This is a genomic window from Limnohabitans sp. (assembly GCF_031539175.1).
Lineage (GTDB): Bacteria > Pseudomonadota > Gammaproteobacteria > Burkholderiales > Burkholderiaceae_C > Limnohabitans.
Genome location: NZ_JAVKLQ010000084.1, coordinates 26,419 through 49,503, shown reverse-complemented (window position 1 = coordinate 49,503; position 23,085 = coordinate 26,419). Strand labels below are relative to the sequence as shown.

Sequence of the window (23,085 nt, the reverse complement as noted above, 5' to 3'; positions counted from 1 at the left end):
AACGCTCCGTTCATTGTGAAAAGTCTGAAGAAATGTCAGGCGATGGCATCGCCTTGGCGAAGGAATACAGGCCAATGCGTACGGCTTGGTCTTGCACGCGGTTGGCGGCCTTGTCGTCGTCCATCAGGGCTTGCAACTGCGGACCGAGCGTGGTGATCAGGCTGCGCCATTGCGCGCTGATGAGCGTCTTGGCTTGTGCAATGGACTCTGTCGATAACTCATCGGCCAAGAGAGCTTGTTCAAAGTGCTGGTGGCCATCACCGAGCACGTTGGTCACCGCGGCTTCCAAGTGATCGCCTACGTTGGCGCCTAGGAAGCCAATCATTTGTGGCCAGTTGTCGTTGGGCACAAAAACGTCTTCCAGCAACTCCACCGTGTCTATGGAGGCACGGTGCGTCACCAAATTGAGCCGGATCATCTCGGCCAGTAGCGAGCGTGCATGCACATCTTTGGTCACATTGGCAGCCAACGCCTCGAAGCTGGGGGCTGGGCCTTGCCGAGGCACAGCGATGGGCTTGCGGGCTTTGTCTAAATAGTCGGCGTGTGTGGTCCAGTAAGTCAGCAAGTCGTTCGCGGCAGAGCGCGTGGCGGGCAACTCAGGGGTGTCGGTTTGCTGAATGCGGGCCACTTCGCGCCGGGTTAATCCGGTCATGGTGCTGATGCGGCTGGTCAAACGATCAGGGTTGCCTCCCTCGCAGGCGTGCTTGGCGGCGTCTACATACGCATGACGAACCAGTTCTTCAATGGCTTGAATGGGCACGCCTTTGGCCAAGCAGAGTTGTGCAAAGGGTTTCAACAGATGGCCCATCGCAGCCAATAAAGCCTGCTGTTCGTTGTGTAAGGGGGCGGGGGATGTCTTGTTCATGTCAGCCACTCGGTAAGTTGTGCTGAGTATAAATGTGCAAAGTGCACATTTATTAAATCCCCTTGCTTCTTTAGGGGATTGAGAGGGGGAGGGGGAGGGGCTTGTGTTGGCATGGGCCCGCATTGAGAGCGCAAGCGAAGGCAGATTGACGCATTAGTACAATCGAGCGCAATTTCTAAGGATATTTTTATGAGTTTGAAATGCGGCATCGTGGGTTTGCCCAACGTTGGCAAATCCACCCTGTTCAACGCCCTGACCAAAGCGGGCATTGCTGCAGAAAATTACCCCTTTTGCACGATCGAGCCCAACACGGGCGTGGTCGAAGTGCCTGACCCACGTCTGCAGCAGTTGGCCGAGATCATCACGCCAGAGCGCATCGTGCCTGCGATCGTGGAGTTTGTAGACATTGCCGGGCTGGTCGCCGGCGCCAGCACAGGCGAAGGCTTGGGCAACAAGTTCTTGGCTCACATCCGCGAAACCGACGCCATCGTCAACGTGGTGCGCTGCTTTGAAGACGACAACGTGATTCACGTGGCCAACAAGGTGGACCCGATTGCCGACATCGAAGTGATTCAGACCGAACTGTGCTTGGCCGACTTGGCCGCCGTTGAAAAAGCGATCCATCGTGTGAGCAAAATTGCCCGCTCGGGTGACAAAGAAGCCGTCAAGCAAATGGCTATTCTTGAGAAGTGCCAAGCCGCGCTGAACGACACCAAGCCCGTGCGCACCATCGACTTCAGCAAAGAAGAGCGCGCCGAACTCAAGCAGTTCTTCTTCATCACCGCCAAGCCCGCCATGTTTGTGGCCAACGTGTCAGAAGACGGCTTCGAGAACAACCCCTTCCTAGACCGTCTCAAGGCCTTTGCCCAAGCGCAAAACGCGCCCGTGGTGGCCATTTGCGCCAAGATTGAAGCCGAGTTGTCTGAGATGGAAGACGCTGACCGCTTGGAGTTCTTGAAAGAGCTGGGCCAAGACGAGCCGGGTCTGAACCGCCTCATTCGTGCTGCTTACTCCCTGTTGGGCTTGCAAACTTACTTCACCGCGGGTGTGAAAGAAGTGCGCGCTTGGACCATTCACGTGGGCGACACCGGCCCCCAAGCCGCAGGCGTGATTCACACCGACTTTGAAAAGGGCTACATCCGCGCCCAGACCATCGCGTTTGACGACTTCATCGCCTTCAAAGGCGAACAAGGTGCCAAAGACGCGGGCAAAATGCGCGCCGAAGGCAAGGAATATGTGGTTAAAGACGGCGACGTGATGAACTTCTTGTTCAGCAGCTAATATCTCCGCCTACTTAAAAATTGCGGAGACAGACATGTCAGGACTTTTGAACAACATCGACCCAGACGGATTGCTGGAGTTTTCCGTGGTCTACACCGACCGCGCGCTGAACCACATGTCCACACGTTTTCAAGGCGTGATGAAGGACATTTCGAGCATCTTGAAAGAGGTTTATGCGGCCAAGTCGGCGGTGTTGGTGCCTGGCAGCGGCACCTTCGGCATGGAGTCGGTGGCGCGTCAGTTCGCCACAGGCCAAAAAGTTTTGGTCATTCGCAATGGCTGGTTCAGCTACCGTTGGACGCAGATTTTTGACATGGGTCACATCCCCTCCGAATCGGTGGTGATGAAAGCACGTCGCATTGAAGACGGCTCGCAAGCCGCTTGGGCGCCTTGTCCTGTGGATGAGGTGGTGGCTGCCATCTTGGCGGAGAAGCCTGCTGTGGTGTTTGCCCCGCACGTTGAAACAGCCGCTGGCTTGATCTTGCCCGACGACTATTTGCGCCAAGTCTCTGACGCCGTACACCAAGTGGGTGGCCTGTTCGTGCTCGATTGCATTGCCTCGGGCGCCATGTGGGTCAACATGGAAAAAACCGGCGTCGATGTGTTGATCAGCGCGCCTCAAAAAGGCTGGAGTGGTTCACCCTGCTGCGCCATGGTGATGCTGAGCGAGCGTGCACGCGTGGCCATCGAAAACACCACCAGCACCAGCTTTGCTTGCGATTTGAAAAAGTGGCTGCAAATCATGGAAAGCTACGAAAACGGCACCCATTCGTACCACACCACCATGCCTACCGACGCCTTGGCGCGCCTGCGTGACGTGATGCAAGAAACCCGCGCTTACGGGTTTGAGAAAGTGCGTGCTGAGCAAATCGATTTGGGTGTGCAAGTGCGCGCGTTGCTCGAAAGCCGTGGCATCCGCAGCGTGGCGGCAGAAGGCTTCAAAGCACCGGGTGTGGTGGTGAGCTACACCACCGACACGGGCATGCACAACAGCAAAAAGTTTTTGGCGTTGGGCTTGCAAACGGCGGCGGGCGTGCCTTTGCAGTGCGACGAACCTGCAGATTTCATGACCTTCCGCATTGGTTTGTTTGGCTTGGAAAAGCTGCACAACGTGGATCGCACGGTCAGCCATTTGGCACAAGCCTTGGACCATATGGCGGTTGAGGCTGAAGTGGCTGTGGCGGCTTAAGGTCGCTTCTCAGCAAGGGGGGGCTGTTGACTCAGCGATGGCCTCGCCAAAATAAAAACCAGACTCGTGCGCGCGCCGAAAGCGCGACGACTTTTAACTTTGCAGGCGCACTCTGCAGTGCCTGCTTGTGCGTGTACATCCATGCCATGCGCTTGGCCTCGTCGCCACTCACCAGTGGGTCGAGCGAACGGTAACCATTTCCAGCAACAAGGCCAGCAGGCCCTCTTTAGAGCTGGATAAAGATAGCTTTTTGCCCCTAACTTACATTTCTATCAAGGAATTTAATTAGGCTAAGTGCAACTAAATCTATACGCTATCTGCGTACAATTCATGAAAGCTGTTTTTGTAGAGTTACCAGCGTTTTCTCGCTACCGAGTCGACTACCTAGACGACGAAGGCTTTCGTGGGCTGCAAACGGCCATGATGAAGAACCCTGATTCAGGGGATGTAATCGAAGGCACGGGTGGCCTTCGCAAATTACGTCACGCAGATGCTCGACGAGGCAAGGGAAAACGTGGCGGTTTGCGTGTTATCTATTACTGGTGGGACGGCGATGAAAAAACGAAACCTGTTTGCAGAACTGACCGAAGGCTTTGACGCCTTGGACAATGCACGTGTGGGCAAACAAACGTTGCGCACGCATGTGGTGGAGGATAAGCCAGCGCCTGAGGTGACAGCGGATGAAGTGGTGGCGCTGCGCGAGCGTTTGCATTTGTCACGCGCTGTATTTGCGCGTTACTTGCGAACCAATCCGCGAACATTAGAGAACTGGGAGCAGGGACGGGCTAAACCTAACCCGCATGCGGCTTTGCTCATTCGCCTTGTTGAGAAATACCCAGATACGGTTGAGCGGTTGGCGGCGGTTTAGACGAGCCGAATGTCGTCAGGTTTTCTCTGACAGATAGTTGTAGCGCTTGGAAATATCTTTCCATTTAGAAGCTTGCGATAAGTCCTTGTATGAACACAAAGCAAATCCAAAGTGATCTGGTTTTGGAAGTGACAGGCTCTGCGCCAATAGCGTGGCATTGCCTAACTCTAATAACCAATACATGCCTTTGCTAGCAGGCATAGCGCGTGAGCATGATGTCGTCAATTTCACGCTGGCTGCCAGAGCCTAGATCGACCATTTTCCTGACGTCAGGAAAATGGTTTTGTACGTCATGGCCTGAGACTTCGCACGCTGTTTTGGCTTTGATGGCAACCTTTAGAAAGTTTTCCCATTTGGCGTAGCCTAAAAGGTGCTGAACGTCACGAGCGAGCCAAAACTCAACGCCACTTTGGGTTTTTTGCGCGTGGCCTTCAAATGTTTGCGTTAAATCTTGAACGATTTCAGTTTTCATGATGACCCTCCTAGCGGCGCTGTTGATACAGCGTCTAGATTGACAGGCGAGGCGCTATTTGTGAGTAACTTCAAATCGGAAACACCCAAAGCAACCCACCCGTCATCACCAAGTACCGCACAAACTTACCCACCGCCATGTAAGCCACGCAGGGCCAAAAGGGCAGGCGCAGCCATCCCGCCACCGCACACAGCGGGTCGCCCACGCCAGGCACCCAGCTGAGCAGGCAGGCTTTGGGCCCGAGCGCATGCAGCCAGCGCAGGGCGCGTTCGTTGTTGCTTGAGGTTTCTTGGTGTCGCAGTTTGTCACGCACATGGTGAGCACCGTGCCCCATCCACCAACTGATGGCGCCGCCAAGGGTGTTGCCAACCGTTGCGACGAGGATGGCGGGCCAAAACAGTTCGGGGTTGAGTTTGACCAAGCCAAAGACCACCGGTTCTGAGCCCAAGGGCAGCAAAGTGGCTGACACCAGCGACACCACAAACACGGTGCTTAGCCCGTATTCGGGCAGGGCCAAGGCGGCCAGCACAGATTGCATCCAAATTTCCATGCGTGCAGTGTAGTGAGTGTGCATTTGCTGAAATTTTGAGCAGGTACAATCGTGCCTCCTTTTTAAGCGCCCTCAGCTCACCCACCCCATGCAAATCGGTCCCTATACCTTGGCAAACAACCTGTTTGTCGCGCCGATGGCTGGCGTGACAGACAGGCCGTTTCGCATGCTGTGCAAACAGTTGGGAGCGGGTTATGCGGTGAGCGAGATGGTCACTTCGCGCAAGGATTTGTGGAAGTCGCTCAAGACCTCGCGTCGCGCTGACCACACAGGCGAGAGCGGACCGATTGCCGTGCAAATCGCGGGCACCGATGCGGCCATGATGGCCGATGCGGCGGTGTACAACATCGAGCGCGGGGCGCAAATCATCGACATCAACATGGGTTGTCCCGCCAAAAAGGTGTGCAACAAATGGGCGGGCTCGGCCTTGATGCAAGACGAGCCGTTGGCCATGTCTATCGTGCAAGCCGTGGTCGATGCAGCTCAGCCACACGGCGTGCCGGTCACGTTGAAAATGCGCACCGGCTGGTGCAATCAACACAAAAACGCCGTGGCCTTGGCCCTTGCCGCCGAAGCCGCTGGCGTGCAGATGATCACCGTGCATGGCCGTACCCGAGAGCAGGGCTACAAAGGGTTGGCCGAGTACGACACCATCGCCGCCGTCAAACAGGCGGTGCAAGTGCCTGTGGTGGCCAATGGCGACATTGATTCCCCAGAAAAAGCGCAAGAGGTTTTCAAACTCACCGGCGCTGATGCCGTGATGATTGGCCGCGCAGCCCAAGGGCGTCCTTGGATTTTTAGAGAAATTGCCCACTATTTGGCGACTGGCGAGCACTTGGCGCAGCCCTTGGTGGCCGAAGTGCGTCGCTTGTTACTGGCACATTTGGATGAGCATTACGGCCTGTACGGCGAACTCACCGGTGTGCGCAGTGCCCGTAAACACATTGCTTGGTATGTGCAAAGTCTGCCCAACGGCGAGGCTTTTCGCCAACACATGAACACCCTAGAAGACAGCGCCTCACAACACCTTGCTGTGGCGGCTTTCTTTGATGACTTGGCTGAGCGTCACGAACGCTTGCCTGACCCTGTTTTATCTGTCGATTCTTTGGCTTTGCATGAGTAAAAAAAATATTGAAGAGGTGGTGCGTGCCAGCCTCGAAACCTATTTCCGCGACCTCAACGGGACCGAGCCCGACAACATGCATGACATGCTGGTGCGCGTCGTGGAAAAACCGCTGCTCGAAATCGTCATGCAGCAGGCCGACAACAACCAATCTCGCGCCGCCGAATGGCTGGGGCTGAACCGCAACACCTTGCGTAAAAAACTTCTCGATCACAAACTTCTCAAATAAGCCTCTTAGCAAAGAAAAGCATGAAAGCACTCATTTCCGTCTCTGACAAAACCGGCATCGTCGAACTCGCACGCGACCTGCACGCCTTGGGCGTGGGCCTCATTTCCACCGGCGGCACCGCTAAGCTTTTGGCTGAACAAGGCCTGCCCGTCACCGAAGTGGCCGAGGTCACAGGCTTTCCTGAAATGCTCGATGGCCGTGTGAAAACCTTGCACCCCAAAGTGCACGGCGGCTTGCTGGCACGCCGCGACACGCCCGAGCACATGGCGGCTTTGAAGGCGCACAACATCGACACCATCGATTTATTGATCGTGAATTTGTATCCGTTTGAAGCCACCGTGGCCAAGCCCGGCTGCACGCTGGCCGACGCGATCGAGAACATCGACATCGGTGGCCCCGCCATGGTGCGCTCTGCCGCCAAAAACTGGAAAGACGTGGGTATCGTCACCGACGCCAGCCAATACGCGGATGTGATCGCCGAACTCAAGGCATCAAAGGCTCAAGGTCAATGCAAGCTGTCCGACAAACTGCGCTTTGCCCTGTCTGTGGCCGCGTTCAACCGCATCAGCCAATACGACGGCGCGATCAGCAACTACCTCTCCAGCGTGAACTTTGAAGCCGAGAAGCTGAGCGAAGACTACGTGCCCGAACGTGCCCAATTCAGCGGCCAATTCAACGAGCAATACATCAAAGTGCAAGACCTGCGCTACGGCGAAAACAGCCACCAGCAAGCTGCGTGGTACCGCGACCTCGCGCCCGCTGCAGGCTCGCTCGCCACCGGCGTGCAGCTGCAAGGCAAAGAACTGAGCTACAACAACATCGCAGACGCCGATGCAGCCTGGGAATGTGTGAAGAGCTTTGACAGCTCAGCGTGTGTCATCGTCAAACACGCCAACCCCTGCGGTGTGGCCGTGGGTGCGAACCCCCTTGAGGCCTACAGCAAAGCTTTCCAAACTGACCCCACCAGCGCATTCGGCGGCATCATCGCCTTCAACCGCCCCGTGGACAAAGCCGCTGCCGAAGCGGTGAGCAAGCAATTCGTCGAAGTGCTCATGGCCCCAGACTTCAGCGCTGAAGCGCTCGAAGTGTTCAAGAGCAAAGTCAATGTGCGCTTGATGAAAATCGCGCTGCCCGCTAACTACGGCGACGTGCGCAATGCGCTCGAAACCAAGCGCGTGGGCTCAGGCCTCTTGCTGCAAAGTGCGGACAACCACGAGTTGGCACTGGCCAACTTGAAAATCGTCACCGTCAAGCAACCCACGCCTGAAGAACTGCACGACCTGCTGTTCGCGTGGAAAGTGGCCAAGTTCGTCAAGTCCAACGCCATCGTGTTCTGCAAAAACGGCATGACCATGGGCGTGGGCGCTGGCCAAATGAGCCGCTTAGATTCTGCTCGCATCGCCAGCATCAAGGCCGAAGCGGCCAAGCTGAGCCTGCAACACACCGTGGTCGCCAGCGACGCCTTCTTCCCCTTCCGCGACGGCCTCGACGTGGTGGTGGACGCAGGCGCGACCTGTGTAGCTCAGCCTGGTGGCTCCATGCGCGACCAAGAAGTCATCGACGCCGCCAATGAGCGTGGCGTGGCGATGGTGTTCACCGGTGTGCGCCACTTCCGTCATTGATCGCATCCATTGAACATTGACCATACCAATGCGCCGCTTGATGCGGCGCAATCCGCACCGGCCAACACAACGGCAGTTGCGTTAACTACAAATTCGGCTCAAGCCTCAACGCTTGAGTCAGCACACGAACAAGACAGCTTGAGCTTTGCTCAGCTAGGCCTCAACGCCGAGTTGGTAGGTTCAGCCGCTCAAGCAGGCTTTACCGTACCCACACCTGTTCAGATCGAAGCCATCGGCCCCGTGCTCCATGGTCGCGATGTGTTGGCGATGGCGCAAACTGGTTCTGGCAAAACGGCAGCCTATGTGCTGCCCGTGTTGCAGCTGCTCATGGCCACAGCCGCCTCGCGTGACGAAGCCGCCGTTCTAGGAAATGCCAAAGCCAAGCGCGTCACCCAAGTGCTGGTGCTCGTGCCCACACGCGAACTCGCTACACAGGTGAGCGATGTGTTGCGCGACTTGGCGCGGCCCCTGACGCAGTCCATCAAAGTGGGCACGGTGTTTGGCGGCGTGTCGATCAACCCGCAAATGATGAGCCTGCGCAGCGGCGCTGATGTGGTGGTGGCCACGCCTGGGCGCTTGCTCGACATCGTGGACCACAACGCCTTGAACTTGGGCCACGTGCAGCACCTTGTGCTGGACGAAGCCGACCGGTTGCTCGACCTTGGTTTTGCCGAAGAGTTGCAACGCGTGCTGGCGCTGCTACCTGCCCAGCGACAAAACCTGTTGTTCAGCGCCACCTTCGAGCCCGCAGTGCAAACCTTGGCCGAGGCGTTGTTGCACAACCCCGAGCGCATCACCATCGCGCATACGCAAGAGCACGCCCCCGACATTGCACAACGCGCCATTCAGGTGGACGAAAAAAGCCGTACCGCCTTGCTGCGCCACCTCATCAAAACCCACGCGTGGAAACGCGTGTTGGTCTTCGTTGCCACCCGCTATGCGTGTGAGCATGTGGCCAACAAGCTGTACAAAGCAGGCGTGTTTGCCACTGCATTTCATGGCGAGATGAGCCAAGGTGCGCGTCAAGACGTGCTGGCCGAGTTCAAAGAAGACCGTTGGGAAGTGGTGGTCACCACCGACCTCGCTGCGCGTGGCATCGATATCGTGCAGCTGCCGGTTGTTGTCAATTACGACTTGCCACGCTCCGCCACCGACTACACGCACCGCATAGGCCGCACCGGTCGTGCGGGCGCAAGTGGTGAAGCCGTGAGCTTTGTCACTGCGGCCACGCTGGCGCATTGGCAGCTGATTCAAAAACGTGCCCAAGTGCAGCTGCCCGTCGACGTGTTGGAAGGCTTTGAGCCGACCGAAGTGCCCCCATCTGCGTCGCCACTGAATGACGGCACGGGCGGTATCAAAGGCAAGCGTCCCAGCAAGAAGGACAAGCTCAGGGCTGCAGCCGCTTTGCAAAAGCAAATTTAAGGGCGCTCAACGGGGCCTCTGTTGTGTCTGAATCTCCCAACAAAAACGCCACCTTCAAGGTGGCGTTTTTGCTGAGCATTTAATGCGCGAATGGCGCTGTCTATGCCTCACGGATAGGCGATCAATCGTTGATTTCGTCCAAATCGTCGTCTTCATGCAGGCCATGCATGTCTTGTAAATCACCGGCTGGACGCGCTTTGCGCACGCCACCTTTGGCCAAGAGTTCGACATAAAACTGGGTACCTTTGTCGGCCACCACAGCGTCGATGCGCTCGATGATGGTGGCCAAGTGCACGACTTCAGCGGCTTCTTCGGTGACGCCAAATTTGCAATCAAAGTCCCAAAAGTCTGCGCCTTCGGGCAAATCGCGGCGGCGTTCACGCTTGAGGTATTTGCGAATGTCGTGCTTGATGGCTTCGAGCAAACGATCGGGGTGTTTGCCTTCAACGTGCAGTTGGAATGTTTTTTTCATGGGGTCCTTCTAAGGAAAATACGCCGTGTCAGGACGAGAGAGTCTAAAAATGCGATTAAGGCTTAAAGCGGTATTTGAGTTGAAAGCTCACGGCGCCGTGCAGTTTGTCTTGCACGGTGGGCACAAAACTCACATTCAACCCCAATTGTCGTCCCTCAAGGGCGACCACCGGAATGATGGCCGGAAACCAGCCCCCGTGGTTGGCGTTGGGATAGCCATTGAAGCCACCGACCACTGCACCCGCTTTGAAGGGGCCGATGTCAAAAGGCATGACGTACAGGCCCAAATAATGCGAGGTCGCACGGTCGCTGTTTTCAAACACGCCTGCGGTGACAGAGTACACGTCGGTGAGTGGCACCTCAATGCCTAAACCGGTGTTGACGTTGTTGAGGTTCTTATCGCGTTCGAAATGGTAAGAATAAAAGCCCGGGTTGATCCACGTGCGCGCCAGATCAACGGCATGCGCATTCGGTAAAACGGCGGCGACTGCCAGGGCGGCGAGAGCCAGTGGTTTCATAGCTGCGCAAACACCTCGGCGGCCACTTGCACGGTCTGCGCGATGTCAGCTTCGCTGTGCGCGGCGCTCACGAAGCCAGCTTCGTACAACGCGGGGGCGATGTACACGCCACGATCCAGCAAGCCGTGGAACAGGCGGTTGAATTTTGGACTGTCGCTGGTCATGACCTTGGCGTAGTTTTGGGGCAACTCAGGCAGCAAGAAGAAGCCAAACATGCCACCTTGGCAATCGGCGCTGAAGGGCACGCCAGCCTTGTTGGCTGCAGCCGTTAAGCCGTCAACCAAGCTTTGGGTGCGGGCGCCCAAAGCGTCATAAAAACCTGGCTTGGCAATTTCTCGCAAAGTGGCTAAGCCGCAGGCGGTGGCCACAGGGTTGCCGCTCAGAGTGCCAGCTTGGTACACCGGACCCGTGGGGGCCAGTTGCGACATGATGGCGCGCGGGCCACCAAACGCGGCCAACGGCATGCCGCCACCAATGACTTTGCCCAGCACCGTGATGTCGGGTTTGAAACCGGGTATCAGTTGGGCATAAACGCTTTGCGCGGAACCCAAGGCCACGCGGAAACCCGTCATGACCTCGTCAAATACAAACAGCGCGCCATGTTCGGTGCACAGTTCGCGGCAGCGCTTCATGAAGGGAACGCTGGCGCGCACGAAGTTCATGTTGCCGGCGATGGGTTCGATCATCACGCAGGCCAAGTCTTTGCCGTGCAAGGCGAACGCCTCTTCCAATTGGGCGATGTTGTTGTATTCCAAAACCAAGGTGTCGCGCACCACCTCAGGCGGTACGCCCGCGCTGGTGGGGTTGCCAAAGGTCGCCAAGCCCGACCCTGCTTTGACCAGCAAGGCGTCGGCATGGCCGTGGTAGCAACCTTCAAATTTGATGAATTTGCTGCGGCCTGTGGCGCCACGGGCCAAGCGCAGCGCGCTCATGCCCGCTTCGGTGCCCGAGCTGACCAAGCGCACCATTTCCATCGAGGGCACATGGCGCAAGATTTCTTCGGCCAATTCAATTTCACGTTCGGTGGGCGCACCAAACGAAAAGCCATCCAAGGCGGCTTTTTGCACAGCCTCCAGCACCACGGGGTTACCGTGGCCCAAGATCATGGGACCCCAAGAGCCGATGTAGTCGATGTATTTTTGGCCGTTGGCATCCCAAAAGTAAGCGCCTTGTGCGCGTTGCACAAAGCGGGGCGTGCCACCTACGGCGCGAAAGGCGCGCACGGGGGAGTTGACGCCACCTGGAATCACTTGGGCGGCGCGGTCAAACAGGGTTTGGTTCAAATCGGTCATGGGGTTCAGTGTTTGGTTTCGTGTCGGGGAAGCGAGAAGTCTTCGGCGGTGGGCGGACGTTCGTCGCTGTCGGTGATGTCGTCTTCCATCTCCGCCCAAAACAGGCGATCTGGCAAGACATGGCCCATGCCGGGTCGAAAGCCACTGTTGAGACTTTGGTCCAAAAACTCCAAAGCTTCATGCGTGGCTTCTTCAAGGTCTGAGCCCGCAGCGAGCATCGCGACCAAGGCGGCGCTCAAGGTGTCGCCAGCGCCGGAGAAGATGGCATCGAAGCGTTCAAAGCGTTCGCTCAGCATGACGGTGTGCGCGGTGGCCAAGGCGCTCTCAAGATGTTGGTCGGGTTGACTGATGCCAGTGACCAACACATAAGGCACGCCCATTTCAGCGGCGGCTCGGGCAATGTCGCGTGGGCCGGGGCTGCGTTCGTTGCTCCAGTCTGGCAACAGCCAGCGCCACAAGGTGTTGTGGTTGCCAATCAGCACGGTGGTTTGCGGCAAGATGAGTTCGCGAAACGCGTCTAAGTAGGCGTCGATTTTTTCGTCTTGCCACCATGACAAATTGGGCATGTAGGCCACCACGGGCACATCGGCGTAATCGGTGCTGATCTCGGCAATGACGCTCAGGTTTTCAGGGTCGCCGCAAAAGCCAACTTTGATGACACGTACGTTCATGTCTTCCAGCACGCTACGGGCCTGTTCGGCCACGGCTTCGTCGTCAAAAGCAACGTGGTCAAAAATTTCAGCGGTGTCGCGCAGGTAGGTGCCCGTGACCACGGTCAGGGCATGGGCGCCCACCGAGGCGCAAGCCAACGCATCGCCGCTGAGGCCGCCAGCGCCGCTGGGGTCGTTGGCGTTGAACACCAGCACGCAGGGCGGCGCGCCCACCGTTTCGTCGGAGAGCGTGATGTCAGTGGAGGAGGGGGGTATTTCTTGCGCCATGGCCGGTCTATACAATGCTTTTCATTCTATGTGCTGACGAAAGAAATGCTGTGGCGAATACTTGGATGTGTCTGATTTGTGGATGGATTTACGACGAAGAAGCGGGCGACCCTGAACACGGCATCGCCCCTGGAACCGCTTGGGCCGATGTGCCCATGAATTGGACCTGCCCCGAGTGCGCTGCGCGCAAAGAAGATTTCGAAATGGTGCAAATCTAAGGCCACGCACACGGGCCCAAGTGTTCTTCTTGGCCGTTATTTCACTTTTTTCACCACCGCATAGCGCTCCAGCGTTTCTGCGCGCGCTTGTGCGTGATCGACGATGGGCTTGGGGTAGTCGCGCCCGAGCACCAAGCCTGCGGCTTCTAGCTCCATCGGCTTAGCCAACCAGGGTGCGTGGATGGCGGCGTTGGATAACTTTGCCAACGCTGGCACGTAGCGGCGAATGAATTTACCTTCGGGGTCAAACTTCTCGCTTTGACTGGTGGGGTTGAAGATGCGAAAGTACGGCTGCGCATCGCAACCGCTGGAGCTGGCCCATTGCCAGCCACCGTTGTTGGCAGCGAGGTCGAAGTCGTTCAAATGCAGGGCAAAGTATTGCTCGCCCCAGCGCCAATCGATGCCGAGGTCTTTCACCAAAAAGCTGGCCACGACCATGCGCAAGCGGTTGTGCATGTAGCCCGTTTGGTTGATTTGAGCCATGGCTGCATCCACCAGTGGGTAGCCAGTACGACCTTCACACCAAGCGGTGAATTGTTCTTTGGCGTGTTTGTTGTGCGCCCACTTGATCGCGTCGTACTCGGGCTTGAAGGCTGCGTTCACCACGCGCGGGTGGTGGTGCAAGATTTGGTGATAGAAATCACGCCAAATCAGCTCGGACAACCACACTTCCGCACCCGCAGAGCCCGTCAGCATGCGTTGATAGGCCGTCGACGCAAGTTGGCGGATGGACACCGTGCCAAAGCGCAAATGCACCCCCAAATAGCTGGGGCCTTTGACGGCAGGAAAGTTACGCGTTTCGTCGTAACGGTCCATGCGGTCAAAGAAATCCTCGAACAAGGCCAAACCGCCAGGGCTGGCCGTGGGCACATGCAAGGAGCTAAGGTTGGTGGGTTCAAACCCCAAATCAGCCAGCGTGGGCACGCTCACTTGGTAGGCTTTGGGCCGTGCAGCCAAGGCTTTGATGTATTTGCCTACGGGGTAGCTGCGCAGGTAAAACGCGTTGATTTTTTGCAGCCACGCATTTTTGTAGGGGGTGAACACGCCGTAGGGCTTGCCCATTTGGGTCAGCACTTCGCTGCGTTCAAAAATGACGTGGTCTTTGTAGGTTTGAAAACCAATGCCCGCATTGGCCAAGGCCCCGCGCACTTGGGCATCACGGGCCAGAGCATCCGGCTCGTCATCGTGGTTGGCAAAAACCTCTTGTACGCCCAGTTCTTTGGCCAAACGCGGCAGCTCGTCAGCCGCCACGGCGTGGCGCACGATCAGCCCAGCGCCGGCAAGCCCTGCGACGGCGTGCAATTCGGCATCCAGCGTGACCAAGGACTCGCGGATGAACTCCACACGCCGGTCTTGACGTGGCAATTTGTCCAAAATGGCGCGGTCCAGTACAAAGACGCAGTGCACTTGGGTGCAGCTTTTCAGCGCGTGGTAGAGCGCAGCGTTGTCAAATGCACGCAGATCGCGTCGAAACCACATCAGTCCACTGGCCACATGCGCTTTGTGGCGCGAAGTGTTTGGCATGTTCACCCTTTAAAATTGCACTATGACCGCTGATTCTGCCTCCATCAACTTGACGCATCACTTTTTGATTGCAATGCCTGGGTTGGAGGACGAGACTTTTTCCAAAAGCGTGGTCTATGTCTGCGAGCACAGCGAACGCGGCGCTTTGGGGCTGGTGATCAACAAAGTCAGTGATTTGTCGATGCGTGGTTTGTTTGCCAAAGTCGATTTGAGCTTGAACCGCCTCGATTTGGTGGATGCCCCTGTGCTGCAAGGCGGCCCTGTGCACACCGAGCGCGGCTTTGTGTTGCACGACGCCATGCTGGCCAATCCTGACCCCGATCTCACCGAAGAACAGGCGGCGCTCAACGCGGTGTCTAAGCCCGACTCAATTTATGCCTCCACCATGCGCATTCCGGGTGGCTTAGAGATGACCACCTCCAAAGACGTGCTCGAAGCCTTGTCGGCGGGCAATGGCCCACGTCGCGTGTTGGTGTCGCTGGGCTATTCGTCGTGGGGCGAAGGTCAGTTGGAGTCGGAGTTGGCCGAGAACAGTTGGTTGACTGTGCCCGCTGATACCGATGTGATTTTTGAGACCCCAGTGGCACAGCGCTACGAGCGTGCGATGGCTTTGTTGGGCTTGCAGTCGTGGATGCTGTCGAGCCAAGTGGGGCACGCATGAGCGAACCGCGCGATGTGACTGTGCAAGACGCTGCACCGCTGGTGTCGGCGCCCAAGCCGGCAGTGCCTCCTCAATTTCAATCTTTTCTTGCGTTTGACTTTGGCGTCAAGCGCACGGGTGTGGCCTATGGCAGCCGCATGTTGCGTGATGCACAGCCGCAAGCGACCGTCAATGCCGAAAGCGATGCGCGCTGGGCGTTGATCGCGAAACGCATTGCCGAGTGGCAACCTGATGCTTTGGTGGTGGGGGTGCCGTTTCACCCCGACGGTGCTGCGCACGAGAACACCGCCAAAGCCAAAAAATTTGCACGCCAGTTGAACGGACGGTTTAACTTGCCGGTGTTTGAGGTGGACGAGCGTTACAGCACCACCGAAGCCCATGCCCAAGGCGCCAAAGATGCCGACGCGGCATCGGCCTGCATCATCCTCAATCAATTTTTCAGGGAAAACTTATGAGTACCCATGTGAACCATGTCACGCGCGGAGTGTGGGCATGAGCGGCAATCTTTTACTCGACGCTGAAAGCTTGTATTTAGAGCTGCTCAAGGGCGTGCGCACCATGCTGACGCCAGAGACCCGTTTGGTAGGCATCACCTCGGGTGGTGCTTGGCTGGCTGCGCGCTTGCAAAAAGACTTGGGGTTGGCAGGCGAGGCGGGCAGCATCTCGTCGGCCATGCACCGTGATGATTTCGCCAAGCGCGGCTTGGCGGATGGTGGCGTCACCAAGCTGCCGTTTGAAGTGAACGGCGCGCACATCATCGTGCTCGATGACGTGCTGTACACCGGGCGCACCATCCGTGCCGTGCTGAATGAACTCTTCGATTACGGCCGTCCCGCCAGTGTGCAGTTGGCCGTCTTGGTTGATCGTGGCGGCCGCGAGTTGCCCGTTCAAGCGGATTTCGCGGCAGCACGCGTGGCCTTGCCCGCCAGTCAATCGCTCGCTTTGGCCAAGGCCGAGAGCGGTCAATTTAATTTTTCTGTGAAGGGCTGACATGCTCTACAAACGCAACCCACAACTCAATAAAAACGGTGAACTGATTCACCTGCTGTCTACCGAAGGTTTGTCGCGCAATATCTTGACGCACATCCTCGACACGGCCGCCAACTTCGTATCGGTGAATGACCGCGAAGTCAAAAAAGTGCCGCTGCTGCGTGGCAAGAGCGTGTTCAACCTGTTCTTCGAAAACAGCACCCGCACACGCACCACGTTCGAGATTGCCGCCAAGCGTTTGTCGGCGGACGTGTTTAACTTAGACATTGCGCGTTCCTCTGCGGCCAAGGGCGAGTCCTTGCTCGACACCATCGCCAACTTGAGCGCCATGGCGGCCGATATTTTTGTGGTGCGCCACAGCGAATCGGGCGCGCCTTACCTCATTGCCGAGCACGTCGCGCCTCATGTGCATGTGGTCAACGCCGGTGACGGCCGTCACGCACACCCCACGCAGGGTTTGCTGGACATGTACACCATCCGGCACTACAAAAAAGATTTCAGCAACCTCACGGTGGCCATCGTGGGCGACGTGTTGCACTCGCGTGTCGCCCGCTCGGACATCCATGCGCTGACCACCTTGGGTTGTGCTGAAGTGCGTGTGGTGGGCCCCAAGACCTTGGTGCCCAGCGATTTGTCAGCCATGGGCGTGCGCGTGTTCAACAACTTGGAAGAAGGCATCAAGGGCTGCGACGTGGTGATCATGTTGCGCTTGCAGAACGAGCGCATGAGTGGTGCGCTGTTGCCATCGAGCCAAGAGTATTTCAAGTCGTTTGGCTTGACACAAGAGAAGTTGCAACTTGCCAAGCCTGATGCCATCGTGATGCACCCGGGGCCTATCAACCGAGGTGTTGAAATTGAGTCTGCCGTGGTCGATGGACCGCAAAGTGTGATCTTGTCGCAGGTCACGTTTGGTATTGCTGTGCGTATGGCCGTGATGTCTATCGTGGCGGGGAATGAAGCATGAACATCCTGATTCAAAACGGCCGAGTTATGGACCCAGCCTCTGGGTTCGATCAAATCGCAGATGTGGTCGTAGCTGATGGCCATGTCTTGGCCATTCTTCAACCTGGCGAGGCTATGCCCGCTGGATTTCGCCCTAAGCAAACCGTGGATGCCACGGGTTGCATCGTGGCCCCAGGCTTGGTCGACTTGCAAGTGCGCTTGCGTGAGCCCGGGCATGAACACGAAGGCATGTTGGACTCGGAACTGACCGCTGCGGTGGCTGGTGGTGTGACGAGCTTGGTGTGTCCGCCCGATACCGACCCCGTGTTGGACGAGCCCGGCTTGGTGGAAATGCTCAAGTTTCGTGCGGAGCGCTTGCACCGTGCTCGCGTGTTTCCATTGGGCGCTTTGACGCGCGGACTCAAAGGCGAAGTGTTGACCGAAATGGCGGAACTGACCGAGGCGGGTTGCATCGGTTTTAGCCAAGCTGAAGTGCCTTTGGAAAACACGCAAGTGCTGCAACGCGCACTGCAATATGCGGCCACGTATGGCTACACCGTCTGGCTGCGCCCGCAAGAGTTGCACTTGGGCAAAGGCGTGGCAGCCAGTGGGCCGTTGGCGACGCGTTTGGGTTTGAGTGGCGTGCCCGTGGCGGCCGAAACCATTGCGTTGCACACCATTTTTGCGCTCATGCGCAGCACCAAAGCGCGTGTGCATTTGTGCCGCATTTCCAGCGCAGAAGGCGTGGAATTGGTGCGTGCCGCCAAACAAGAAGGTTTGGCTGTGACGGCCGATGTCAGCATCAACTCGTTGCATTTGAGTGACCACGACATGGGCTACTTCGACAGCCGCGCACGTTTGACGCCGCCTTTGCGACAACAGCGCGACCGCGATGCGTTGCGTGCCGCATTGGCCGATGGCACGTTGGACGCCTTGGTGTCCGACCACACCCCTGTGGATGCCGATGCCAAGGCCTTGCCATTTGCAGAGGCTGAACCCGGTGGCACAGGCTTGGAGCTCTTGCTGAGCTTGGCCCTGAAGTGGGCCGATGACAGCGGTGCAGGCCTGATGCGTGCGTTGGATGTGCTGACCGCACAACCTGCGCATATCCTTCGTGCTGGCGCTGGCAAAGCTGCCGCGAAAGCCAGTGACGCAGGTCAACTGCACGTGGGCGGTGTTGCCGATTTGGTGGTGTTTGACCCAGAGGTGCAATGGCATGTGGTGCCTGAGGCCTTGCGCAGCCAGGGCAAGCACACGCCGTTTGCATTTGACATGACGGGCATGGCCTTGCCCGGGCGCGTTAAAGCCACCTTGGTCGCAGGTCGCTTGGCTTTCCAAGCATGACAGGCCAGTGTTGATGCGCGCCCTTCAAGCCCTTTGGAAATTCGTCCGCGTGTTGGCTTGGGTCGTGCGTGGCTATGTGTCCGTTCGACGCACCTTTGGCACGCTGAGCGATGAACAACAAGCACGCGCCGTGGAGGTATGGGCGCGTGGCATGCTGGCCATCATTGGGATTCAGGTCCGTGTCAAAGGTCATCCGGCGCAAGGTCCGGTGTTGATGGCGGCGAATCACATTTCATGGCTTGATATTTTGGTGATGCACGCGGCTTGTCATTGCCGCTTCGTGGCCAAGTCTGAAATTCGCGATTGGCCGCTGGTGGGTGTGCTCACGACGGGCGGCGGCTCGCTCTACATTGAGCGTTCATCGAACCGTGATGCCATGCGTGTGGTGCACCAAATGGCTGATGCGCTGCGTCAAGGCCAAGTGCTGGCTGTGTTTCCCGAAGGCGGGACTGGCGATGGCGTGAGCTTGCTGCCGTTTCATGCCAATTTGTTGCAAGCGGCCATCTCTGCCGATATTCCTGTGCAGCCCATAGCCTTGCAATTTTTAGAAGCGAGTACAGGTGCGCACAGCTTTGCACCGTGCTACCACGACCATGACACGCTCGTGAGTTCGTTGTGGCGAACCCTGTGCGCGCCACCGCTGTTGGCGCAAGTTCGCTACGGCGATACCCAAATGGCGAATGGCCGCAACCGCCGTGTGTGGGCACAAGACCTGCAAGCGACAGTGGCAGATTTACGCAACTGATAAGCTCTTTCATCATGGCAAGCACCACATCCACTATCAAATCCAAAGCTTCGCTTCGACCTGCTGCTAAAAAGAGCGCCGTTAAAACGGTGAAGACGGCTGCTAAAAAAGCGGTGAGTGCCAAAGCTCAAGCTGCGACCCAACAAGAAAACTTAGACCTGATGTTTTCTTTGGCAGCAGAAACGTTTCGCGTTATGTCTGCGCCCATGCGTTTGAAAATCATCAATTGCTTGTGCAACGAAGAAAAAAACGTGGGGCAACTGCTGGCCGAGATTGACACCACTCAGCCCAATATGTCGCAGCATCTGAACACCTTGTTCAAGGCGAAGATTTTGGGTCGTCGCCGAGAAGGTGTGCAAATTTATTACCGCATCATCAATGACCGTGTGGTCACCTTGTGCCGTGCCGTTTGCACACAAATTGCCATCGACAGCGACATCGCTCACTGATTACGGTTTGAGATAAACGTAGCCTTCTTTGGCTTGCAAACGGGCCACTTCGGCCACGCCAGACGGCACGATCTTGGCGTCCATCGAAACTTTGCTGGGGTCCACATTGCGTGAGACCAAGGTGTTGTTGCACACCCGGAACTGCACGCCTTTGCTGCTCAAATCACTGACCACGCCACTGAACTCTCGGCCTTTGCTGTCTTTGGCTCCGTCCAGCAAAAAGTCGATGCCCACACCGTGTGTCACCACCACGATCTTGGCGCTGGGGTCGGCACTCAAGTGGTTGCGCACATTGCCCAAAATGCCCGCAGCCGTTTCGACACCCGTGTTGACGTGGTAGACCACTTTGATGTCTTGAGCATGTACAAAGCCAAAGCTCAATGTCAATATCAAGGCGCCAAATGTGTGTGAAAAGTATTTGAGGATGTTCATGCGGCGTCTTCTCACATTAGGCTGTCAGCCCAAATGTTTTGAGCCCAGTTCCACGCATAAATGCCTTCGAGTTCATTGGGCGCGGGTGACACACCGCCAGAACCGGGTACGGTTTTGTAGGTTTTGTCTTTGGCGTCGTACTGGTGAACTGAGGCGACGTGCACCACCAGCTTGTCGTTCACAAAGCTGTAGCAGGTGTTGCTCAAGAACGGCGCCGGATTGACAGGCATATCGGACAGCTCTGCCACGATGGCCGCGGCGGTGACCTTGCCATGCGAGTTAGCCATGTGGCCAGACTTGGGCATGAGCGGTGCAATCATGATCGAGTCGCCAATGACGTGTATGTCTTTGGCTTGTGTGGACTCGAAAGTTTGGTAGTGCACGCCGCACCAGCGGGCGTTGATGTTGGCCAAGTTCGACTGCACGGCAATGCCACCTGCTCGCATGGCGGGCAATACGTTCAGAACGTTCGCTTGGATGTCGTTTTGGATTTCGAATTTCAAGGTGTTCGTCTTGGCGTCAACGGCCACGACTTTGTGCTGTGGCACGTACTCCAAAATTCCCTTGTAGTTGTCCGCCCAGAATTTCTTGAACAAGGGGCCTTTGGAGGTGACGTCTTGGTTGGCATCCAAGATCAGCACTTTCGACTTGGGCTTGTGTTGCTTGAAGTAATGCGCCACTTGGCTTGCACGCTCGTACGGCCCAGGAGGGCAGCGGTAGGGTGCCTCTGGGATGGTGATGGCGTACACGCCACCGTCGTCCATCGCTTCGAGTTGCTTGCGCAAGGCCAAGGTTTCTGGGCCGCCTTTCCAAGCTTGCAAAATTTGACCAGATACGCTGGCTTCTTTCAGGCCTTCGATGGTGTTGAACATCAAGTCGATGCCGGGCGACATGACCAGCTTGTCATAGCGAATGGTGGGACCGCTGGCCAAGGTGACAGTTTTCTTGATGGGGTCTACGCTGGCGACGTAGTCACGGACGATGTTGACGCCGTGCTTGCCCGAGAGCTTGTCGTACGGTGTGGTGATATCGGCCATGGTTTTACTGCCGCCGATGACCAAATTGGAGATGGGGCAAGATACAAATTCACCATTGGGTTCGATCAAGGTGACATCAATTTGGTAGTTAGACAACATGCGCACGTATTTGGCGGCTGTGGCACCGCCATAGCCGCCACCGATGACGATGACGCGTGCTTTTTCGGGCACACGACCCACAGAAGCACAACCCACCATGCTGCCAAGAGCACCCAATGAACCAAGCGCCATAGAGGCTTGAACAAAACTGCGACGTTTCATGATGAATCCTTGATTAACGCTTGATCGAGGCGTAGTGATTGGCGATGGTGTCGATTTGTGCGTCGGTCAAGCCCTTGGTGATTTGGTGCATCACTGTGGCAGGACGGCTGCCGTCTTTGAAGGCTTTCATCTGCAACACCATGTAGTCTTTGGGCATGCCCACCAGTGAAGGAATCGCTGAGCCTTCGATGGTGCGGCCATCGGTGCCGTGGCAGTTGGCGCACATGGCAGCGGTCGCGCGGTTGTGCAGTTGCGTGGCTTTGTCTTGGGCGTATGCAGAGGCGCTCACGCCCAGTGCCAAAGTGGTAGTGGCCAGCAGACGCATCCAGTGGGGAGTTGTTGTTTTCATCAAGACCTCGTTGAACAGGGTAGATCAATCAGTGATCGGTAATATATCCAGAATAACAAAACGCCATCAGGGGGTTTACCCAGTGATGGCGTATTGTCAAAGCAAGAAAACTATAGCGTAAGAGGTGGATTCGGTGGTCGTTTTAGGGTTGTATCAAGGTGGGCGCGCTGGCGGGCGGTGCATCCATCCAGCGGTCGACCAAGCCTGCGCCCAGCCACATGCCAATGAGTGCTGTCCAAGCTGTGAGGGCGAAGATGGCACCCCCTGTCACGCCAGCCCCCACCGCGCAACCGCCAGCCAGCATCGCGCCAAAGCCCATAAAGATGGCGCCTACGATGTATCTGCGCATGGCATAACCGTCTTTGAACCCTTCGAGTTTGAGCTCTTTGCCCATCCAAGCAGCGAAAAATGAGCCTAAAAATACGCCCGGCAACAACCCAAAATCAAAACCAATGGCCGGTGGGTTGGGCGCTAAAACGCGCATCAACCATTCGGCCGAAGGTCCGCTGAATGTGATGCCTTGAATATGCACCACTTCAAATGATGCTGTTGACAAACTGTATGAAAACCACCAAGCCATGGCCACGCTCAAGCCTGTGCCAATACCTCCCACCCACATCCAAGTACGTTGCGTCGTACGTGTGGTGAAGTAAAGAGCGGCCAGCAGCCAAATGCCCCCCACAACCAGGCCTGTGCTGTGGCTCCAGCCCAAAATGGCCAGCAGATCACGGCTGCTGCCGCCTTCGACGGTCCACCAATTGGTAATTTCTTGGCGCAAAGGCGCGAGTGCCCCCGACAAGGCCGATTGCGCAGTGACGGCAAAAATCAAGCCCGACAGCAGAGCTCGCAAGTTGCCATTGGCAGACAAGATCAGCAAGCGGCTGGCGCATCCGCGCGTCATGATCATGCCTGCGCCAAACATCAAACCGCCGATCAATGCACCCGAGAGACTGCCACGCGAGGCCAACTGCCGTGCGGTACTGACATCTAAATAACCCAGCACGATCAAACCTTGAATCGCAATGACAGCCGCTGAAAATGTGAGAAGCCAAACGGACAGCTTCTCGCCAAATTGGCGGTGCCAAAACTCCACCACAGCCGCACGCAAACAAAACTTAGAGCGTTGGGCAAAAAAGCCAAATAACAAGCCGATGAACAAACCACCAGTGGCTAAAACATAGGGCTCGCCATAGGCTTCATTGAGTGCGGTGAGAGTCATATGATTTAGTCTAAGCTTATATTTGGACTATGCTAAGCGCTCTGGCTTGCGTGAAACTTGATACACATCAAATG

At 56.8% G+C, this 23,085-nt stretch carries 27 protein-coding genes; 15 read left to right on the top strand and 12 right to left on the bottom strand.

Going from position 1 to position 23,085, the window contains the following annotated elements:
• Positions 1–10: 10 nt before the first annotated feature.
• Complete coding sequence (locus RMS95_RS15710) at positions 11–865, bottom strand: DUF6502 family protein (RefSeq protein WP_310647119.1); 855 nt, start codon at positions 863–865, stop codon at positions 11–13.
• 189 nt (positions 866–1,054) lie between these two features.
• On the opposite strand from RMS95_RS15710, the gene ychF reads away from it, so the two are divergent.
• The 3 genes from ychF to RMS95_RS15690 all read left to right on the top strand — a co-directional run bounded on the left by ychF (position 1,055) and on the right by RMS95_RS15690 (position 4,203).
• Positions 1,055–2,146 carry a redox-regulated ATPase YchF gene (gene ychF / locus RMS95_RS15705; protein WP_310647118.1) on the top strand — a complete coding sequence of 364 codons (1,092 nt, stop codon included), beginning with the start codon at positions 1,055–1,057 and terminating at the stop codon, positions 2,144–2,146.
• Between the two features lie 34 nt (positions 2,147–2,180).
• The gene (locus tag RMS95_RS15700; RefSeq protein WP_310647117.1) at positions 2,181–3,335 is read left to right on the top strand and encodes an aminotransferase class V-fold PLP-dependent enzyme; all 1,155 of its coding nucleotides are present in this window, start codon (positions 2,181–2,183) and stop codon (positions 3,333–3,335) included.
• A 553-nt stretch (positions 3,336–3,888) separates the two neighbouring features.
• The gene (locus RMS95_RS15690) at positions 3,889–4,203 is read left to right on the top strand and encodes a transcriptional regulator (RefSeq protein WP_310647116.1); all 315 of its coding nucleotides are present in this window, start codon (positions 3,889–3,891) and stop codon (positions 4,201–4,203) included.
• Between the two features lie 190 nt (positions 4,204–4,393).
• Here the strand turns inward: RMS95_RS15690 and RMS95_RS15685 are convergent, their stop codons facing one another.
• The gene (locus tag RMS95_RS15685; protein WP_310647115.1) at positions 4,394–4,675 is read right to left on the bottom strand and encodes a hypothetical protein; all 282 of its coding nucleotides are present in this window, start codon (positions 4,673–4,675) and stop codon (positions 4,394–4,396) included.
• Between the two features lie 70 nt (positions 4,676–4,745).
• Positions 4,746–5,225, bottom strand: coding sequence for a YqaA family protein (locus tag RMS95_RS15680; RefSeq protein ID WP_310647138.1), 480 nt, complete (start codon positions 5,223–5,225; stop codon positions 4,746–4,748).
• A gap of 88 nt (positions 5,226–5,313) precedes the next feature.
• On the opposite strand from RMS95_RS15680, the gene dusB reads away from it, so the two are divergent.
• The 4 genes from dusB to RMS95_RS15660 all read left to right on the top strand — a co-directional run bounded on the left by dusB (position 5,314) and on the right by RMS95_RS15660 (position 9,621).
• Positions 5,314–6,348 carry a tRNA dihydrouridine synthase DusB gene (gene dusB, locus RMS95_RS15675; protein ID WP_310647114.1) on the top strand — a complete coding sequence of 345 codons (1,035 nt, stop codon included), beginning with the start codon at positions 5,314–5,316 and terminating at the stop codon, positions 6,346–6,348.
• Complete coding sequence (locus RMS95_RS15670) at positions 6,341–6,577, top strand: Fis family transcriptional regulator (protein WP_310647113.1); 237 nt, start codon at positions 6,341–6,343, stop codon at positions 6,575–6,577. The genes dusB and RMS95_RS15670 overlap by 8 nt, the downstream gene beginning before the upstream one ends.
• A 20-nt stretch (positions 6,578–6,597) precedes the next feature.
• Positions 6,598–8,199, top strand: coding sequence for a bifunctional phosphoribosylaminoimidazolecarboxamide formyltransferase/IMP cyclohydrolase (purH, locus tag RMS95_RS15665; protein ID WP_310647112.1), 1,602 nt, complete (start codon positions 6,598–6,600; stop codon positions 8,197–8,199).
• A 138-nt stretch (positions 8,200–8,337) separates the two neighbouring features.
• The gene (locus RMS95_RS15660) at positions 8,338–9,621 is read left to right on the top strand and encodes a DEAD/DEAH box helicase (RefSeq protein WP_310647137.1); all 1,284 of its coding nucleotides are present in this window, start codon (positions 8,338–8,340) and stop codon (positions 9,619–9,621) included.
• Positions 9,622–9,742: 121 nt separating this feature from the next.
• Here RMS95_RS15660 and RMS95_RS15655 read toward each other — a convergent pair whose 3' ends face one another.
• From RMS95_RS15655 to RMS95_RS15640, 4 genes are read right to left on the bottom strand one after another with little or no spacing between them, the layout of a single operon-like run.
• Positions 9,743–10,093 carry a DUF6172 family protein gene (locus RMS95_RS15655; RefSeq protein ID WP_310647111.1) on the bottom strand — a complete coding sequence of 117 codons (351 nt, stop codon included), beginning with the start codon at positions 10,091–10,093 and terminating at the stop codon, positions 9,743–9,745.
• A gap of 55 nt (positions 10,094–10,148) precedes the next feature.
• Entirely contained in the window at positions 10,149–10,610 is a 462-nt protein-coding gene (locus RMS95_RS15650) for a hypothetical protein (protein ID WP_310647110.1), read from the bottom strand.
• The gene (gene hemL, locus RMS95_RS15645) at positions 10,607–11,911 is read right to left on the bottom strand and encodes a glutamate-1-semialdehyde 2,1-aminomutase (protein ID WP_310647136.1); all 1,305 of its coding nucleotides are present in this window, start codon (positions 11,909–11,911) and stop codon (positions 10,607–10,609) included. The genes RMS95_RS15650 and hemL overlap by 4 nt, the downstream gene beginning before the upstream one ends.
• Positions 11,908–12,840: a bifunctional hydroxymethylpyrimidine kinase/phosphomethylpyrimidine kinase gene (locus RMS95_RS15640; RefSeq protein WP_310647109.1), complete on the bottom strand. Its 933-nt coding sequence runs from the start codon at positions 12,838–12,840 to the stop codon at positions 11,908–11,910. Before RMS95_RS15640 ends, hemL begins: the two co-directional genes overlap by 4 nt.
• A gap of 65 nt (positions 12,841–12,905) precedes the next feature.
• Between RMS95_RS15640 and RMS95_RS15635 the strand changes: the two genes are divergently transcribed.
• On the top strand, positions 12,906–13,058 hold the full coding sequence (locus tag RMS95_RS15635; RefSeq protein ID WP_100132383.1) for a rubredoxin: 153 nt from the start codon (positions 12,906–12,908) through the stop codon (positions 13,056–13,058).
• A gap of 36 nt (positions 13,059–13,094) precedes the next feature.
• Here RMS95_RS15635 and RMS95_RS15630 read toward each other — a convergent pair whose 3' ends face one another.
• Entirely contained in the window at positions 13,095–14,582 is a 1,488-nt protein-coding gene (locus RMS95_RS15630; protein WP_310647108.1) for a deoxyribodipyrimidine photo-lyase, read from the bottom strand.
• Positions 14,583–14,604: 22 nt separating this feature from the next.
• Here RMS95_RS15630 and RMS95_RS15625 point away from each other — a divergent pair, with 22 nt between their 5' ends.
• The 7 genes from RMS95_RS15625 to RMS95_RS15595 all read left to right on the top strand — a co-directional run bounded on the left by RMS95_RS15625 (position 14,605) and on the right by RMS95_RS15595 (position 19,713).
• Positions 14,605–15,243: a YqgE/AlgH family protein gene (locus RMS95_RS15625; protein ID WP_310647107.1), complete on the top strand. Its 639-nt coding sequence runs from the start codon at positions 14,605–14,607 to the stop codon at positions 15,241–15,243.
• A complete protein-coding gene (ruvX, locus tag RMS95_RS15620; RefSeq protein WP_310647106.1) occupies positions 15,240–15,698 on the top strand; it encodes a Holliday junction resolvase RuvX in 459 nt (152 codons plus the stop codon). The genes RMS95_RS15625 and ruvX overlap by 4 nt, the downstream gene beginning before the upstream one ends.
• A 37-nt stretch (positions 15,699–15,735) precedes the next feature.
• Positions 15,736–16,233 (top strand): bifunctional pyr operon transcriptional regulator/uracil phosphoribosyltransferase PyrR, encoded by a 498-nt coding sequence (gene pyrR, locus RMS95_RS15615; protein WP_310647105.1) that lies wholly within the window; start codon positions 15,736–15,738, stop codon positions 16,231–16,233.
• Position 16,234: 1 nt separating this feature from the next.
• Entirely contained in the window at positions 16,235–17,197 is a 963-nt protein-coding gene (locus RMS95_RS15610; RefSeq protein WP_310647104.1) for an aspartate carbamoyltransferase catalytic subunit, read from the top strand.
• On the top strand, positions 17,194–18,519 hold the full coding sequence (locus RMS95_RS15605; RefSeq protein WP_310647103.1) for a dihydroorotase: 1,326 nt from the start codon (positions 17,194–17,196) through the stop codon (positions 18,517–18,519). The genes RMS95_RS15610 and RMS95_RS15605 overlap by 4 nt, the downstream gene beginning before the upstream one ends.
• A gap of 13 nt (positions 18,520–18,532) precedes the next feature.
• On the top strand, positions 18,533–19,264 hold the full coding sequence (locus RMS95_RS15600; RefSeq protein ID WP_310647102.1) for a lysophospholipid acyltransferase family protein: 732 nt from the start codon (positions 18,533–18,535) through the stop codon (positions 19,262–19,264).
• A 161-nt stretch (positions 19,265–19,425) separates the two neighbouring features.
• Positions 19,426–19,713 (top strand): metalloregulator ArsR/SmtB family transcription factor, encoded by a 288-nt coding sequence (locus RMS95_RS15595; protein ID WP_104799058.1) that lies wholly within the window; start codon positions 19,426–19,428, stop codon positions 19,711–19,713.
• Here RMS95_RS15595 and RMS95_RS15590 read toward each other — a convergent pair whose 3' ends face one another.
• The 4 genes from RMS95_RS15590 to RMS95_RS15575 form a co-directional block, all read right to left on the bottom strand.
• A complete protein-coding gene (locus RMS95_RS15590; RefSeq protein WP_310647101.1) occupies positions 19,714–20,145 on the bottom strand; it encodes a DsrE family protein in 432 nt (143 codons plus the stop codon). It abuts the gene before it with no gap.
• 11 nt (positions 20,146–20,156) lie between these two features.
• Positions 20,157–21,443 (bottom strand): NAD(P)/FAD-dependent oxidoreductase, encoded by a 1,287-nt coding sequence (locus RMS95_RS15585; protein ID WP_310647100.1) that lies wholly within the window; start codon positions 21,441–21,443, stop codon positions 20,157–20,159.
• A 13-nt stretch (positions 21,444–21,456) separates the two neighbouring features.
• Positions 21,457–21,792 carry a cytochrome C gene (locus RMS95_RS15580; RefSeq protein ID WP_310647099.1) on the bottom strand — a complete coding sequence of 112 codons (336 nt, stop codon included), beginning with the start codon at positions 21,790–21,792 and terminating at the stop codon, positions 21,457–21,459.
• Between the two features lie 142 nt (positions 21,793–21,934).
• Complete coding sequence (locus tag RMS95_RS15575) at positions 21,935–23,011, bottom strand: YeeE/YedE family protein (protein ID WP_310647098.1); 1,077 nt, start codon at positions 23,009–23,011, stop codon at positions 21,935–21,937.
• Positions 23,012–23,085: the final 74 nt, after the last annotated feature.

What these genes read in the sequence shown, in the direction of transcription:
- RMS95_RS15710 (WP_310647119.1), bottom strand. Translation starts at nt 865, where the DNA reads ATGAACAAGACATCCCCCGCCCCCTTACACAACGAACAGCAGGCTTTA.
- ychF (WP_310647118.1), top strand. Translation starts at nt 1,055, where the DNA reads ATGAGTTTGAAATGCGGCATCGTGGGTTTGCCCAACGTTGGCAAATCC.
- RMS95_RS15700 (WP_310647117.1), top strand. Translation starts at nt 2,181, where the DNA reads ATGTCAGGACTTTTGAACAACATCGACCCAGACGGATTGCTGGAGTTT.
- RMS95_RS15690 (WP_310647116.1), top strand. Translation starts at nt 3,889, where the DNA reads ATGAAAAAACGAAACCTGTTTGCAGAACTGACCGAAGGCTTTGACGCC.
- RMS95_RS15685 (WP_310647115.1), bottom strand. Translation starts at nt 4,675, where the DNA reads ATGAAAACTGAAATCGTTCAAGATTTAACGCAAACATTTGAAGGCCAC.
- RMS95_RS15680 (WP_310647138.1), bottom strand. Translation starts at nt 5,225, where the DNA reads ATGGAAATTTGGATGCAATCTGTGCTGGCCGCCTTGGCCCTGCCCGAA.
- dusB (WP_310647114.1), top strand. Translation starts at nt 5,314, where the DNA reads ATGCAAATCGGTCCCTATACCTTGGCAAACAACCTGTTTGTCGCGCCG.
- RMS95_RS15670 (WP_310647113.1), top strand. Translation starts at nt 6,341, where the DNA reads ATGAGTAAAAAAAATATTGAAGAGGTGGTGCGTGCCAGCCTCGAAACC.
- purH (WP_310647112.1), top strand. Translation starts at nt 6,598, where the DNA reads ATGAAAGCACTCATTTCCGTCTCTGACAAAACCGGCATCGTCGAACTC.
- RMS95_RS15655 (WP_310647111.1), bottom strand. Translation starts at nt 10,093, where the DNA reads ATGAAAAAAACATTCCAACTGCACGTTGAAGGCAAACACCCCGATCGT.
- RMS95_RS15650 (WP_310647110.1), bottom strand. Translation starts at nt 10,610, where the DNA reads ATGAAACCACTGGCTCTCGCCGCCCTGGCAGTCGCCGCCGTTTTACCG.
- RMS95_RS15640 (WP_310647109.1), bottom strand. Translation starts at nt 12,840, where the DNA reads ATGGCGCAAGAAATACCCCCCTCCTCCACTGACATCACGCTCTCCGAC.
- RMS95_RS15635 (WP_100132383.1), top strand. Translation starts at nt 12,906, where the DNA reads ATGTGTCTGATTTGTGGATGGATTTACGACGAAGAAGCGGGCGACCCT.
- RMS95_RS15630 (WP_310647108.1), bottom strand. Translation starts at nt 14,582, where the DNA reads ATGCCAAACACTTCGCGCCACAAAGCGCATGTGGCCAGTGGACTGATG.
- RMS95_RS15625 (WP_310647107.1), top strand. Translation starts at nt 14,605, where the DNA reads ATGACCGCTGATTCTGCCTCCATCAACTTGACGCATCACTTTTTGATT.
- ruvX (WP_310647106.1), top strand. Translation starts at nt 15,240, where the DNA reads ATGAGCGAACCGCGCGATGTGACTGTGCAAGACGCTGCACCGCTGGTG.
- pyrR (WP_310647105.1), top strand. Translation starts at nt 15,736, where the DNA reads ATGAGCGGCAATCTTTTACTCGACGCTGAAAGCTTGTATTTAGAGCTG.
- RMS95_RS15610 (WP_310647104.1), top strand. Translation starts at nt 16,235, where the DNA reads ATGCTCTACAAACGCAACCCACAACTCAATAAAAACGGTGAACTGATT.
- RMS95_RS15605 (WP_310647103.1), top strand. Translation starts at nt 17,194, where the DNA reads ATGAACATCCTGATTCAAAACGGCCGAGTTATGGACCCAGCCTCTGGG.
- RMS95_RS15600 (WP_310647102.1), top strand. Translation starts at nt 18,533, where the DNA reads ATGCGCGCCCTTCAAGCCCTTTGGAAATTCGTCCGCGTGTTGGCTTGG.
- RMS95_RS15595 (WP_104799058.1), top strand. Translation starts at nt 19,426, where the DNA reads ATGTTTTCTTTGGCAGCAGAAACGTTTCGCGTTATGTCTGCGCCCATG.
- RMS95_RS15590 (WP_310647101.1), bottom strand. Translation starts at nt 20,145, where the DNA reads ATGAACATCCTCAAATACTTTTCACACACATTTGGCGCCTTGATATTG.
- RMS95_RS15585 (WP_310647100.1), bottom strand. Translation starts at nt 21,443, where the DNA reads ATGAAACGTCGCAGTTTTGTTCAAGCCTCTATGGCGCTTGGTTCATTG.
- RMS95_RS15580 (WP_310647099.1), bottom strand. Translation starts at nt 21,792, where the DNA reads ATGAAAACAACAACTCCCCACTGGATGCGTCTGCTGGCCACTACCACT.
- RMS95_RS15575 (WP_310647098.1), bottom strand. Translation starts at nt 23,011, where the DNA reads ATGACTCTCACCGCACTCAATGAAGCCTATGGCGAGCCCTATGTTTTA.